Annotated in this window: 12 protein-coding genes; 4 read left to right on the top strand and 8 right to left on the bottom strand. The window is 54.1% G+C overall.

Features of this window, described 5'->3' with window-relative positions; genetic code table 11:
• Nucleotides 1-35: 35 nt before the first annotated feature.
• The 8 genes from ACOSDR_RS10545 to ACOSDR_RS10580 all read right to left on the bottom strand — a co-directional run bounded on the left by ACOSDR_RS10545 (nucleotide 36) and on the right by ACOSDR_RS10580 (nucleotide 8,206).
• Nucleotides 36-932: a nucleotidyl transferase AbiEii/AbiGii toxin family protein gene (locus tag ACOSDR_RS10545; RefSeq protein ID WP_420722634.1), complete on the bottom strand. Its 897-nt coding sequence runs from the start codon at nucleotides 930-932 to the stop codon at nucleotides 36-38.
• The gene (locus ACOSDR_RS10550) at nucleotides 922-1,839 is read right to left on the bottom strand and encodes a type IV toxin-antitoxin system AbiEi family antitoxin domain-containing protein (protein WP_420722633.1); all 918 of its coding nucleotides are present in this window, start codon (nucleotides 1,837-1,839) and stop codon (nucleotides 922-924) included. The genes ACOSDR_RS10545 and ACOSDR_RS10550 overlap by 11 nt, the downstream gene beginning before the upstream one ends.
• A 238-nt stretch (nucleotides 1,840-2,077) precedes the next feature.
• Nucleotides 2,078-3,169, bottom strand: a complete 1,092-nt coding sequence (locus ACOSDR_RS10555; protein WP_420722632.1) for a mandelate racemase/muconate lactonizing enzyme family protein — start codon at nucleotides 3,167-3,169, stop codon at nucleotides 2,078-2,080.
• 72 nt (nucleotides 3,170-3,241) lie between these two features.
• On the bottom strand, nucleotides 3,242-3,658 hold the full coding sequence (locus ACOSDR_RS10560) for a F0F1 ATP synthase subunit epsilon (protein ID WP_420722631.1): 417 nt from the start codon (nucleotides 3,656-3,658) through the stop codon (nucleotides 3,242-3,244).
• 48 nt (nucleotides 3,659-3,706) lie between these two features.
• On the bottom strand, nucleotides 3,707-5,125 hold the full coding sequence (atpD, locus tag ACOSDR_RS10565) for a F0F1 ATP synthase subunit beta (protein ID WP_420722630.1): 1,419 nt from the start codon (nucleotides 5,123-5,125) through the stop codon (nucleotides 3,707-3,709).
• A gap of 30 nt (nucleotides 5,126-5,155) precedes the next feature.
• The gene (locus ACOSDR_RS10570) at nucleotides 5,156-6,046 is read right to left on the bottom strand and encodes a F0F1 ATP synthase subunit gamma (protein ID WP_420722629.1); all 891 of its coding nucleotides are present in this window, start codon (nucleotides 6,044-6,046) and stop codon (nucleotides 5,156-5,158) included.
• A 71-nt stretch (nucleotides 6,047-6,117) separates the two neighbouring features.
• Nucleotides 6,118-7,647: a F0F1 ATP synthase subunit alpha gene (gene atpA / locus ACOSDR_RS10575; protein ID WP_420731194.1), complete on the bottom strand. Its 1,530-nt coding sequence runs from the start codon at nucleotides 7,645-7,647 to the stop codon at nucleotides 6,118-6,120.
• Between the two features lie 4 nt (nucleotides 7,648-7,651).
• Nucleotides 7,652-8,206, bottom strand: coding sequence for a F0F1 ATP synthase subunit delta (locus ACOSDR_RS10580; RefSeq protein WP_420731195.1), 555 nt, complete (start codon nucleotides 8,204-8,206; stop codon nucleotides 7,652-7,654).
• A gap of 389 nt (nucleotides 8,207-8,595) precedes the next feature.
• Between ACOSDR_RS10580 and ACOSDR_RS10585 the strand changes: the two genes are divergently transcribed.
• From ACOSDR_RS10585 to ACOSDR_RS10600, 4 genes are all read left to right on the top strand, one after another.
• Nucleotides 8,596-9,789 (top strand): MFS transporter, encoded by a 1,194-nt coding sequence (locus tag ACOSDR_RS10585; RefSeq protein WP_420731196.1) that lies wholly within the window; start codon nucleotides 8,596-8,598, stop codon nucleotides 9,787-9,789.
• 277 nt (nucleotides 9,790-10,066) lie between these two features.
• A complete protein-coding gene (locus tag ACOSDR_RS10590; protein ID WP_420722625.1) occupies nucleotides 10,067-11,824 on the top strand; it encodes an ABC transporter transmembrane domain-containing protein in 1,758 nt (585 codons plus the stop codon).
• A gap of 77 nt (nucleotides 11,825-11,901) precedes the next feature.
• Nucleotides 11,902-12,951: an agmatinase gene (speB, locus tag ACOSDR_RS10595; RefSeq protein ID WP_420731197.1), complete on the top strand. Its 1,050-nt coding sequence runs from the start codon at nucleotides 11,902-11,904 to the stop codon at nucleotides 12,949-12,951.
• 192 nt (nucleotides 12,952-13,143) lie between these two features.
• Nucleotides 13,144-13,899 carry a hypothetical protein gene (locus tag ACOSDR_RS10600; protein WP_420731198.1) on the top strand — a complete coding sequence of 252 codons (756 nt, stop codon included), beginning with the start codon at nucleotides 13,144-13,146 and terminating at the stop codon, nucleotides 13,897-13,899.

The raw sequence follows: 13,899 nt of genomic DNA on the forward strand, positions 1-13,899 counted from the left end.
GGGCACCTGCACTCCATTCCAGGGGTTGCGAATAGCTAGTCGGGCCACGGTAGGCTTTCATAAAAGGTGACAACAACTGCGAAGCACATGTCGAACATTGGCAAATCACCAATTTCAAGCCGCATCGTGTTCCAATCTCGCTCCGCTCTGCGACGTACTTCTGGCTGCGTCAATGAGCTTCTTGTCGGCTCGATATCCCGGGCATGACATTTCTTAAGTAGAGTTTCGTAAACTTGCTTTCTTTCAGGGTCATTAAAGGTCGATTGATTGATTAAAATGCTGAGGTCATAGAAATCCTGCCGCCGGTATCGATTGCGGCTCTCTTGTTGCAACAAAGCGCGGATTTTCTCAGCGATAAGATCGGAAAGCGAATAGGCCCGAAACAAATACTCATCCGGCGCCATCTTTATGATTCGGACGGCGCAAATTGGTTCTCGAAAGCTGATATCGACCTCCAGCTTATCCGGAGAACGGCCCAGATGGAAGAGCCTCTCCTGATTTGAACCCCGTTTCGCATAGCCAATCCCTAGTTTGATGGCTGGACCGTCATTCTTTGGAAATGCCTCTCCCCTGGGAAAATATTTGTGCGATTGCACGCGACACATTAGGTCAGGATATCCTATTTCGGCCGATACATGCGGAAATGCGTCATTTAATGCCTGGGTGAATTCTTCCGCCACGCCTTGCTTAGGCTCCAGTATCGTTGTCAGATCAATATCACCCGTCTGGCGATGGCTTTCGTAAACCACCCCCATAAGAATCCCACCTTTTAGAAATGTACTGGTACGATACGGTTCGATTGTCGCCAGCGTCGCAAGAAACAACTCTGTCGCTTGACGCTCTAAATAGGCGACTGGATCCGTCTTTGCACGTTCGACCCAATCACCGACATTCACGACTATGCTTTCTTCGTAATCCGGTTCAGTCGACATTGATCGATATCATCCATTTTGCAGAATATCGATCAACATAAGCACGACTAGGATCAAGAACCCGACTGCCGCCTCGCTGCGCAAATTTTTGCCATGCGGCGACTCTCGAATCGGAAACTCCGAGCCTTTCCTCTAATATATAGCCGGCACGCACTTTATGGATGGATTTTGGCGCACCCGTAACGCTGTCGATGATCTCATCGAGATAGGTCTTCGCATGTCCCTCCCATACGGAAAGAATGTGATGTGTGCCTCCGCAGCGATCCGGCTGGTCTAACATGTCCAGAAAGGTCTGACCGATTGTGCCAATTCTAGACGGCGTACCTTTTATCTTCCGCCAATCACCATAAGTCACAGTAGCAAAAGGCGCCACCTTACGTCCTCTTACGACACTAGGATGCCGTACTATCTGCGCAGGTTCCTTGTACAAATTTGAAATCTCAAGCGCATCGCCATAGTCCAGTCTCATTTTCTCTTTAAGACTTTGGCGAACCATTTTTGTTGCAGGCACGGTGACGGTCAGCGTCTCCGGGCGACGGTTGGTCAAGCCATAGCGTTGCATTGCCGAGTAATGTGAAATGTAACAGTACGGATCAATAAAACACACAATTTCGTCGGCGGAGGCTTCCGGAACAGCAAGGATACGCCAACATCCCGCATAGTCTTGATCTTTGCGAATCACACCTTCACTTTGAAGAATTGCACGTACTCTATTGAACGACGCCTTACTTGGCCAATTGCTCCTTAAGTACTTAACGTTCCCTGCCTGATAGAATTCCAACAAGAGATGAAAGAAATTATAGTTAGATATTAAAGAGTAACCCGACTTATTCAAACGATGCATCAAAGCCTCGCTGAGTTGGGTCATGTCTTTTCGACGTTGAAACGGTACAAGAGATTTATTCATATCTATTGCTCACTACTTCGTAGCAAGAACCTTATGTCCTGAGGACATAAGGTTCTTGCTACGAAGTAATTATATCAACATTTTCCAAACCGTCAATAGACTCGACATAACATATGTTAACTGCTATCAATTATCATATGTCCTTAGGACATATGATAATTGATAGCATGTAAACCTTAATAATGCATACACTTACCATTCTAGGTTAATGGCTTCCGTCTGCCTCAAACGACACTGATTAAAAAACCGGCGCGCCCAGTGCCGCCATATCCACCGTGACGCCCAGTCCCGGCCCAGGCGGTCCAAACAACATTCCATCCACAGTCGCTGGCATCCCCGTTGCGTTCTGTACTGTGACCCAGTTCATGAAATCAACAGTATGGGCGCGATGCGTTTTGGGGGTGGACAACATCATATGGGCGGTGGCGGCGGTGTTGATCGTGCTGCCGCCCGTATCTTCGATTGTGACTTTCAGGCCCAGAGAGACGGCGACATCGCGCATCAATCGGGTGGGACCTATGCCCCCGATCCGGGCAATCTTAAGGGTCGCGCCGGAAATCACACCATCCTGATGGGCACGCAACAGGTCGTCCAGCGTCACCAGTCCTTCATCCAGCACCATGGGCTTGCCGCAGCGCCGCGCAATCGTGTGATTATCCGCATAGGACATACAAGGCTGTTCCAACCAATAATCAATATCGCGCGTGTGATCGACAAACCGCAGCCCGTCTTCCAGTAACCAGCCACCATTGGCATCAGCATATAACGGCACATCGTCCGGTACAGCGGCACGCACGGCCTTCAGTCGTTCGACATCCTCTAAAGGATCAGCGCCAACCTTTACCTGCAGGCGTCGATATCCACGCGTCACATAATCCTTGGCCTTGCGGGCCATAGCATCTGGATCCGCCTGACCGATTGAGCGATAAAGGGGCACAGACTCACCATCGGCGCCGCCCAGCAAGTCACTCAGCGGGTACTTCATGACCCGCGCCGCCAGATCCCAGGCCGCCATATCAATGGCAGACTTTACGGCGGGCTGTCCCAACATGGCATGGTTCAGGGCATCCGCCAGCCTGCCGGGGGCTGTCGCGGAAAGACCGATAGTGACCGGCAACAACCGCTGAATCCCTGCCCGCATTGCTTCTGGAAAGGCCTCTGCATAAAAGGCTCCAAGCGGCGCGGCCTCCCCCCAGCCAATCGTCCCATCCTCTGCTTCCAGGGCGACGATGCAGCTATCAAATCCATCCTCGGTCTGGCCCCGACAAATATAGGGGCCATCCGCAAAGGGCTGATTCTGGCGATAGAGACGAGCGGTTTTGATTTTCATCTGCCGACACTACGCTGAAACGAAAACAGCCCGCAAGACTGCGGGCTGTTTCCAGATGATTGTGCCACCAAATTACTTGTAAGCGGGGCTTTGCGCAGCCTGGAGTTTCGCTTCGGCGGTTGCCAATGCCAGACGCGCCTTGGCCTGTGCATCCTCATCCTTAGCAGCCCCGACATCGTCGGTGCAATCTTTAACCATCTGCTGAGCGGCGGAAACATCAATATCTTCCACCGGTGTCGCGGTATCTGCAAGAACCGTGCAGCGTTCCGGTGTTACCTCCAGAAAGCCACCAGCGACGAACAAGCGCTTTTCAACAGTGTTGCCATTGAAAATGCAGATCGTGCCTGGACGAATTGTGGTGATAACCGGTGCATGTCCGGGGAGGATACCCATATCCCCCTCAGCGGCAGGCAGCACCACCATATCGACCTCACCAGAGAAAAGCAGCTTCTCTGGGGAGACGAGTTCGAAGGTCACCTTGTCCGACATATCTTCACTTCCTCTGCGGTAAAAAGAGCGTCTGAGTTAAAGCAGCGATTAGGCTGCAGCAGCCGCCATTTTCTTCGCTTTCTCAACAGCCTCTTCGATCGTGCCAACCATGTAGAAGGCCGATTCCGGCAGATCGTCATATTCACCGTTCACAATCGCCTCGAACCCTTTGATCGTGTCGGCCAGTTCAACGAATTTACCAGGGGAGCCGGTGAAGACTTCCGCAACGTGGAACGGCTGGGACAGGAAGCGCTGGATTTTACGGGCGCGCGCGACGGTCAGTTTGTCTTCTTCCGACAATTCGTCCATGCCCAAGATCGCGATGATTTCCTGCAGACCCTTATACTGCTGCAGGGTTTCCTGTACGCGACGAGCAACACGGTAATGCTGTTCGCCAACGGTCGCGGCATCCAGAATGCGCGAGGTAGAGTCCAACGGATCCACGGCCGGATAAATCCCAAGCTCTGCAATGGAACGAGACAACACGGTGGTCGCATCCAAGTGAGCGAAGGTCGTAGCAGGCGCCGGATCGGTCAAGTCATCAGCAGGCACATAGACAGCCTGGACCGAGGTGATCGATCCCTTATGGGTAGAGGTGATGCGTTCCTGCATCGCGCCCATGTCGGTCCCCAGAGTAGGCTGATAGCCCACAGCGGACGGAATACGCCCCAACAGCGCGGACACTTCCGAGCCAGCCTGCGTAAAGCGGAAGATGTTATCCACGAAGAACAGCACGTCCTGGCCTTCTTCATCACGGAAATATTCCGCCTGAGTCAGACCAGTCAACGCCACACGGGCACGGGCCCCAGGAGGTTCGTTCATCTGACCATAGACCAGCGCCACTTTCGAGTCGCCTTCCAGGTCGATAACGCCTGATTCCATCATTTCGTGGTACAGGTCATTCCCTTCACGGGTCCGTTCCCCGACGCCGGCGAAAACAGAATAACCACCGTGGCCTTTAGCGATGTTGTTGATCAATTCCATGATCAACACGGTCTTGCCCACGCCGGCACCGCCGAACAGACCGATCTTACCACCCTTTGGATAGGGGGTCAGCAGGTCCACAACCTTAATCCCGGTGACCAGCTGTTCCGTTTCGGTTGCCTGATCGACATAGGCCGGGGCTTCGCGGTGGATCGGGTAAGTCATCTTATTGCCGATCGGGCCACGCTCATCTACCGGCTCGCCAATCACATTCATGATACGACCCAGCGTTTCGGGACCAACCGGCACCTGAATGGAATCGCCGGTATCCAGCACTTCCTGACCACGAACCAGACCTTCAGTCGTGTCCATGGCGATGGTGCGCACCGTTTTTTCACCCAGATGCTGCGCGACTTCCAGCACCAGCGTACGATCGCCAATTTTGGTCGTTACCGCGTTCAAAATCGCGGGCAGGTCACCGTCAAAGGCAACGTCGACGACGGCACCCAGAACCTGCGTGATCTTACCGGTAGTCTTGCTCATGTCGTGCTCCTGTCTCGGACTTCTAGTCTGTTAGAGCGCCTCAGCGCCCGAGATGATTTCGATCAGTTCTTTAGTAATCATAGCCTGGCGTGCGCGGTTATAGGTAATGCTGAGCGAGTTAATCATATCGCCTGCATTCCGAGTCGCATTGTCCATAGCGGTCATCCGCGCCCCTTGTTCGGAGGCAAAGCTTTCCAGCAAGCTACGGTAAACCTGAACCGCAAGGTTCTTAGGCAACAAGGCTTCCAGGATAGCTTCTTCATCCGGCTCAAACTCATATTGAGAGTCACCGATGCCCGCATCCTGTTCATCATCATCTTTCTTACCGACCGATGTGAACGGGATCAGCTGCAACGGTGTGACTTCCTGAGTCAGCGCGGAAATGAACTTATTGTAATACAGGGTGCAAACATCGAATTCACCGGCCTCGAACATCTCAACGACCTTCGCGACGATTTCGTCTGCTTGCTCGAATGCCGGGTAGGGTTTCACCAGTTCTTCAAACGTCGCAACCAGCTTGTCCCGATGATCGCGACGCAACAGGGATACCCCCTTGCGACCAACCGCAATCACCTTCACCGTTTTGCCCTGGTCCGTCAGTTCAACGATCCGGCGCTTTACCGCACGAACGATTGAGCCGTTGAAACCACCGCACAAACCGCGGTCGGAGGTGATGACGACCAGCAAATGGGTCTTGTCATCCCCGGTTCCGGCCAACAGTTTTGGTGCACCCTCTTTGGACACGCCATCAGCCAGCGATCCCAGCATCCGCTCCATACGCTCTGCAAAGGGGCGTGCGGCTTCAGCCGATTCCTGACCACGTTTCAGTTTCGCCGCAGCCACCATCTTCATCGCTGAAGTGATGCGGCGGGTCGACTGAACGCTAGAAATGCGTGTCTTTAAGTCCTTAAGAGACGGCATGTCTTATCCCGATACCTGCAGTGTCGTTTCCAGGTCAGGCCGAGGCCTGCCCTGAGCGAGCGCCTTAATCCTTACGCGTATGTTTTCACAAAAGCGTCCAACAGGGCGACGATAGCCTTTTCCGTGTCTTCATCCAGAACACCGGTCGAGTCGATCTTGTCCAGGAGCTTCTTGTGTTCCGCCCGTGCATGATCCAACAGCTTGGATTCAAAGCGATTCACATCCCCAACCGGGATTTTGTCCAGATAGCCCTTGGTACCGGCATAGATGGACAGAACCTGCTCAGACACTTTCAGCGGTGAATACTGAGGCTGTTTCAGCAATTCTGTCAGACGGGCACCACGGGCCAGCAACTGGCGGGTCGAGGCATCCAAATCCGACGCGAACTGAGCAAAAGCTTCCATCTCACGATACTGGGCCAATTCCAGTTTGATCGAGCCGGAAACCTTCTTCATCGCCTTAGTCTGGGCGGCGGAACCAACGCGGCTAACCGACAGACCGACGTTAATAGCCGGGCGAACCCCTTTATAGAACAGGCTGGTTTCCAGGAAGATCTGACCGTCCGTGATCGAAATCACGTTGGTTGGAATATAGGCCGACACGTCATTTGCCTGGGTTTCAATAACCGGCAGAGCGGTCAAAGAACCAGCGCCATGCGCATCGCCCATCTTTGCGGCGCGTTCCAGCAAACGGGAGTGAATATAGAACACATCCCCCGGATAGGCTTCACGGCCTGGCGGGCGGCGCAGCAACAGCGACATCTGACGATAGGCAGTCGCCTGCTTGGACAGATCGTCATAGAAAATGACCGCATGCATGCCGTTGTCACGGAAATATTCACCCATTGCGCAACCGGTATAGGGTGCCAGGAACTGCAGAGGTGCAGGGTCCGAGGCGGTTGCGGCAACAACAATGGTGTATTCCATGGCGCCTAAGTCGGTCAGGGTTTTAACAACCTGAGCAACCGTGGAACGCTTTTGACCGATAGCAACATAGATGCAGAAGAGTTTCTTCGTATCATCATCGCCCGCATTGGTCGGCTTCTGATTCAGAATGGTATCGACAATCACCGCCGTCTTACCGGTCTGACGGTCCCCAATGACCAATTCGCGCTGACCACGGCCAATCGGCACCAGGGCGTCCAACGCCTTCAGGCCGGTTTGAACCGGCTCGTGCACGGATTTACGCGGGATAATGCCAGGGGCCTTCAGTTCAGCCAGCGCACGCTCGTCTGAGTCGATCGGGCCCTTGCCATCAATCGGATTGCCCAAACCATCGACAACGCGACCCAACAGGCCCTTGCCGACAGGCACATCCACGATGGACCCTGTGCGCTTAACCGTGTCGCCTTCTTTAATGGCGCGGTCACTGCCGAAAATCACGACACCGACATTATCGGTTTCGAGGTTCAGGGCCATGCCCTTCACGCCGCCGGGAAACTCAACCATTTCCCCGGATTGGACATTGTCCAAGCCGTAAACGCGCGCAACGCCGTCACCGACGGAAATCACTTGCCCGACTTCAGCAACATCGGCTTCGGCACCGAAATTCTTGATCTGGTCTTTGAGGATTGCAGAAATTTCTGCGGCCCGGAGTTCCATCTCTTTAAGCTCCCTTCATCGCAAGCTTCAAGCGCTGCAGTTGTGACGCGACCGACGTGTCGATCATCCGACTGCCGACTTTGACGATAAGACCGCCGATCAACGACGGGTCCACTTTTTGCGAGACGGCGATTTTGCCGCCCACAGCTTTCTTCAACGCCTCTTCCACAGCCGCCACCTGCTCTTTGCTGAGCGGCTTTGCAGAGGAGACTTCAGCGCTTACCTCACCGCGGCGCTTTGCCAGTTCGGTCAGATAAGCCTGTGCAATTGGTTTGATTGCAGCCAAACGCCGGCTTGCCGCAGCATAGGCCACGAACCGGCTGGTCAGATCACTCAGCTTGGCCTTTTCGACAACAGCCCCCATCGCCGCACCTTGATCCGCGCGGGAAATAACGGGGCTGCGTACCATGCGCCGCAAGTCATCTGAGCTGTCTATAAGAGAACTGAGCGTGCGGAGATCATCCGCAACGACATCCAGTTGTTTGTTTTCATCGGCCAGATCGAACAGCGCTTTCGCGTAACGATCGGCGATTTCATTCACGCCACCTTTGGCTGCCACGGCTGGGAAACCCCCTAAAAAAAATTCGTTGCAGTCACGTCCAGCGATTTCACCCCATCCTGTCATCCCCCACCGCATTCAAGCAACAGAGACAGTTCAGACTGAAATCCGACGGGAAACACCGAAACCAGCAGCAAATCGCCTTTTTGGTAACAGTACGCCCCAAGTCCGAGCGGGATTTAGCATAAGGGTCCGACCCGTGCAACAAGACTCAGGCATGGTTTTTCCGCTAAAATTGCTGCAACGCATAAAATCCGCAGAAACACAGGAAAAGTGGGGGTTACAAAGGGCAAAAAAACAGGGGGCTTTCACCATCATCCATTAAGGATCAAACTGGAATTGGAAATTGGGGTGGATTCCAGGTCGATTTGAAGTTTGCGGGGGATACGGTGGCGATTGGTTCCGATGCTGTATGGCTGCGGCGCATTAAAGCGCCCGGTGCAGAAACTCTGGCTTTTTTATATGGACTTGAGGCAGTCGCACGAGGCACGGCATCGGCGGTTCTACCCATTGATACAGTTCGCCTTCTGGGATCGGATGAGGCTGTTAGTTTTTGTGTGCTGGCAGCGTCCGCCGTCTCGATCCCCTCCGTCCTGGCGGCCCCGGCCCTGGCCAGTCGGTTCGGACGGCCAGCACTCCTTAGTATTTTTTGCAGTGTTGGCGCCCTTTCGGCGATTCTGTTTTCACTGAATATCGCAGATGTCCAGGTTCTGGGCTTTATCCTGCGCGCCCTGGGTGTCGGGCTGGTCAGCATCTGCTTAAATTTGTTTGTCATGGATTATGTAAGGCGCGGCGATCTGGGCCGATCCGAGCCGATTCGAATGCTGGCGCTTGGGGTCGGATGGATCATCGGGCCCATGATTGGCGTCTTGCTGGCACGCTATGTCTCTCATGCGGCCCCCTACTACTTTTCTGCGGCATCGATGCTGACCCTGATGGCGGTATTCTGGCTGCTGCGATTCAAATCTGCGCCTGGTGTCCGACCAACGAAGAATCGTGCTTTTCGCAATGTCCTGGGCCATCTGGGTGAATTCATGCGGCAAAAGCGATTGTTGCATGCCTGGATCAACGCCACCGGCCGGGCCTTTTTCTGGATGTGCTTTTTTCTGTACACACCAATCTATGCGGTAAAGACGGGAATGGGCGAAGTTGTCGCCGGTGCCCTGTTATCCCTGGGTACATTTGGTATGTTGGCCATGCCATTCTGGGGCAGAATAGCCCGACACATTGGTATCCGGCGCATGGCGATGGCCTGCTTTACAATTGGTGCAGCCGGGTGTGCCGTGGCCTGCGCCTTTGTCAGCATGCCGATCATCGGCGCGGCGGGGCTGTTATGCGCTGCCCTGGCAATGTCGGCGAATGACAGCTATGGAAATTCTCTTTTCTTTCGGGCATGCCGCCCCAGTCGACGGACGGAAATGACCCCGGCCTTTACCACCTATCGCGATATTGCAGAACTGATCCATGCCGCAATTTTCTCAGTATTGTTAATTTTTTTCGATATTCAGGTCGTTTATCTGGTTCTGACCATTATCTTAATCGGACTGGCTATATTGTCGCGGCGCATCCATCCCAGGCTTTAGTGTATCTTGTTTGAGCTCATGCGAGCGCATGATGCGTATCTTGTTCGAGCTCATGCGAGCGCATGATGCGTATCTTGTTTGAGCTCATGCGAGCGCATGATGCGTATCTTGTTTGAGCTCATGCGAGCGCATGATGCTCCAGAAGCTTTGATTTTATGGTCGAAGGGGCGTTAGGTGTCGCCAATTAAGGTCGAATAAGAAGATAGGTTGAATCGTGGCAAGAGCAGCAGGTGGCCGGTTTTCCCCGCAAGGACCAGAGCGTCCCAAGGGACGTGATATGAAAGTCCTGCGGCGCACCCTTGGATTTCTAAAACCCTACAAAAAACAGGTGTTTTACGCCCTGACCGCCTTGGCAATTACGGCCGGATCGGTTCTGGCATTAGGTCAAGGCGTGCGTGTGCTGATTGATGGCGGTTTTTCCAGTGGCGACCCAGATGCGTTGAACAAATCGCTTTTGGCGCTTTTGGGCCTGTCCATTGTCATGGCGGTTGGCGGTTACTTTCGGTTCTATATGGTCACCTGGCTGGGTGAACGGGTTGTGGCGGACCTGCGCAATGCCGTATTCGACCGCGTATTGCGTCTTGACCCTGCCTTTTTTGAGATCACCAAAACGGGGGAGATCCTGTCCCGGCTGACGACAGACACCGCCTTGCTGCAATCCATCATTGGATCCAGTGCCTCTATGGCCTTGCGCAATGCGCTGATGCTGGTTGGGGGTATTGGCATGATGGTGATCACCAATGCCAAGCTGACCGCGCTGGTCCTGCTGGTCGTGCCAATCGTCGTGATCCCGATCATGACCATAGGGCGGCGTGTGCGTGTCCTGTCGCGGCACAGTCAGGATCGAATTGCCGATGTCGGTTCCTTTGCCGAAGAAAATCTGAACGCCATCCGAACGGTTCAGGCCTTCACCCATGAAGGTGTTGACCGTCGCCGCTTTGGCGATGAAGTCCGGAATGCTTTTGATACGGCGATCCAGCGCACACAGCTGCGCGGTGTTCTGACGGCTGTTGTGATATTGCTGGTTTTTGCCTCCATCGGCGTCATTCTGTGGGTCGGGGGCAATGATGTGATGCAGGGCGCGATCACAGGCGGCGAATTGGCAGCCTTTGTCTTTTACGCCACGGTCGTCGCCTTTTCCGTTGGTATTATTTCAGAAGTCTATGGCGAATTACAGCGCGCAGCGGGCGCAACGGAACGGTTGGTTGAATTGCTGGAAGCGGAACCGCAGATCAAGCCCCCCGCCAGCCCCATCGCCCTGCCCGAACCACCGCAAGGGCGGGTCGTATTCGATAATGTGACTTTCAAATACCCGTCTCGTCCAAAATCCGCGGCGCTGAAGAATTTCTCCCTGACCATCGAACCGGGCCAAAGCGTTGCCCTTGTTGGTCCATCGGGGGCCGGCAAAAGCACCGTCTTCCAACTGCTGCTTCGATTCTATGACCCGCAGGATGGCCATATCCTGCTGGACGGTGTGGATTTGTCCCAGACTGACCCTCAGGCGCTGCGTCAGCGCATGGCGCTGGTACCACAGGACCCTGTGATCTTTGGCACATCGGGCAGGGAAAACATTCGCTATGGCCGCCCAGAAGCCGGGGATGATGACGTGATGCAGGCCGCCCGAGATGCCGCCGCCCATGACTTTATCACCGCCCTGCCCGAAGGGTATGACACATTTCTGGGGGAAAAGGGATTGCGACTGTCCGGCGGCCAGAAGCAACGCGTCTCCATCGCCCGTGCGGTATTGCGCAATCCGTCGGTCTTATTGCTGGACGAGGCAACCAGTGCCCTGGATTCTGAGAATGAGCGCCAGGTCCAGACCGGATTGGAGCGTTTGATGCAGGGCCGCACGACACTGATCATCGCCCATCGACTGGCGACCGTTATCAATGCGGACCGGATCGCGGTTATTGAAGAGGGGCGCATCGTTGCAACAGGCACCCATGACGAGCTGATGACCACCAGCCCCCTGTATAAGCATCTGGCGGAACTGCAGTTTGCCAAACCAATCCTGGCGGGCAAGGAAGATGCTTGATTTCTGAAGTCCCGACAGGCTGAATTGCGACCACGCCGATTTACCCATTGCATGAACCGCCGGAAGAGGCCGCCATTATGAACATGTCCAATCTTGATCGTCTTCGCCAGAAATACCGGTCCGACTCCGCAGAAGCCTTTCATGATCCGGATTTCAAGAAAGTGGCCGCTACGATCTTTGATGATGCGGGTACGCGCCAGGCACCATTTGCCGGAGTCTCCACTTTTCTGGATGCGCCCTGGCATGAAGTTAATCCGAAATCACCGGATTTTGGGGATCTGCAAGTCGCCATGGTCGGCGTGCCGATGGATCTGGGTGTCACCAACCGCCCAGGCGCGCGATTCGGTCCCCGCGCCGTGCGCACGATTGAGCGGATCGGCCCCTATAACCACGTCCTGAAATGTGCGCCCGTATCGGAATTGCGGGTTGCGGATATCGGCGACGTGCCGTTCCGAAGCCGCTTCAGCCTGAATTCCTGTCACGAGGATATCGAAGACTATCTGGCAAAAATTGTTGCCGCTGGGGTTATTCCCCTGTCTATCGGCGGCGACCATTCCGTAACACTGCCGATCATGAAAGCCATCGGCAAGGATGCCCCAATCGGGATGATCCATTTCGATGCCCATTGCGATACCGGCGGTGAATTCGACAATTCTAAATTCCATCACGGTGGCCCGTTTAGGGAGGCTGTGCTGGAAGGGGTGCTGGATCCGGAACGCTGCATTCAGATCGGAATCCGGGGACCGGCTGAGTATCTGTGGGAGTTTTCGGTCGATTCCGGGATGACCGTGATCCATGCCGAAGATGTCGCCGAGATGGGCCCCGCCGCCGTGATCAAGAAAGCACGGGACGTAGTCGGGGATGGCCCGATCTATGTCACCTTTGACGTCGATTGTCTGGACCCGGCCTTCGCACCCGGGACTGGCACACCGGAAATCGGGGGCGTGACCAGCCGGGAAGCGATGACCATGCTGCGCGGGCTGGCCGGATTGAATATCATCGGTGGCGATGTGGTCGAGGTCGCCCCGCAATATGACAGCACCACCAACACCGCCCAGGTCGGTGCCCAAATTCTGTTCGAGATCTTATGCCTGATGCGCTTTAGCCTTGCCCTTTCAGGCAAATAGGATCAGCACAGGCAAGCTGACCCCTAAAATCTCTCTCCCTCTTTAGATTGCGGCCACCAGAGCGTGTTCGCGATCTATTCCCGGCTGTATTTTCTGTACTATCCAAAACATATCAAAAAATTATAATGCAACCGTCATGACTCTACTTTAAAATGTTGTATCCATCAAAAACAACATAACAGGGAGGTTCTGATGCCAGTCAACGTCGAAATCGATGGAAATGAAGCCTATGATCAACTGATGAAGGATCTTTCGACTCTATTTTCCAACACGAAAGAGCCAAAAACACTCCAAACCAGCATCTACAATCGTACCAGCAACTTTGAAATTCACCCCTATTGGACCTGTTTGGGATCGACAAAATGTTTTGTTGTTCCAAATTTCCCCCAGGACATGGACATTTCCCTCAACCCACCAAATCCTGAGATACCCCAGAATGGTGAGGTTGAAGTCTGCGCCTATGAAGGCTCGACCCGCATTGTAACGGGGAATGCTTTCTTCATTGAAATCAATGATGGCAGCGACGACGCCCTGGCTCGGGAATTGATGCTGTTTGAAATCTATGCACTGGTTTCAAAGAATGAAGGGGGAGATACGATCTTCGCAAAAGCCACGCCCGTCTATGGGAGTTTGCTCAACATGCCCGGTATCCAGCCATTATGGGAACCCTTCCAGAAGTATCCGCCAAACATTCCCAAGGGCTGGTTAACCTCTTATGCCTCTTTCATGCTGCAGCAAGGTCAGCGACAAGGACGGCTGGAGAGCTTTGTAAGCAGTTGTTACGACACATTGGACCCCAGCTTGTCGGCCATCAGCAATGCCGACACATCCGGCGGGCAACGCTTCAACATTGCGGCAGAAATGTCGGGTAAAAATCAGTGTATTGTCGATGTCTATATCTGGGATGGCACCAGCCCAACGCCGCCACGCCCGATCGTACCGGATTAA

Origin of the sequence: Hwanghaeella sp. 1Z406 (genome assembly GCF_048892425.1) — a bacterium.
Lineage (GTDB): Bacteria > Pseudomonadota > Alphaproteobacteria > UBA8366 > Aestuariispiraceae > Pacificispira.

Coding starts and splice junctions, on each gene's coding strand:
- ACOSDR_RS10545 (WP_420722634.1), bottom strand. CDS start 932: ATGTCGACTGAACCGGATTACGAAGAAAGCATAGTCGTGAATGTCGGT.
- ACOSDR_RS10550 (WP_420722633.1), bottom strand. CDS start 1,839: ATGAATAAATCTCTTGTACCGTTTCAACGTCGAAAAGACATGACCCAA.
- ACOSDR_RS10555 (WP_420722632.1), bottom strand. CDS start 3,169: ATGAAAATCAAAACCGCTCGTCTCTATCGCCAGAATCAGCCCTTTGCG.
- ACOSDR_RS10560 (WP_420722631.1), bottom strand. CDS start 3,658: ATGTCGGACAAGGTGACCTTCGAACTCGTCTCCCCAGAGAAGCTGCTT.
- atpD (WP_420722630.1), bottom strand. CDS start 5,125: ATGAGCAAGACTACCGGTAAGATCACGCAGGTTCTGGGTGCCGTCGTC.
- ACOSDR_RS10570 (WP_420722629.1), bottom strand. CDS start 6,046: ATGCCGTCTCTTAAGGACTTAAAGACACGCATTTCTAGCGTTCAGTCG.
- atpA (WP_420731194.1), bottom strand. CDS start 7,647: ATGGAACTCCGGGCCGCAGAAATTTCTGCAATCCTCAAAGACCAGATC.
- ACOSDR_RS10590 (WP_420722625.1), top strand. CDS start 10,067: ATGAAAGTCCTGCGGCGCACCCTTGGATTTCTAAAACCCTACAAAAAA.
- speB (WP_420731197.1), top strand. CDS start 11,902: ATGAACATGTCCAATCTTGATCGTCTTCGCCAGAAATACCGGTCCGAC.
- ACOSDR_RS10600 (WP_420731198.1), top strand. CDS start 13,144: ATGCCAGTCAACGTCGAAATCGATGGAAATGAAGCCTATGATCAACTG.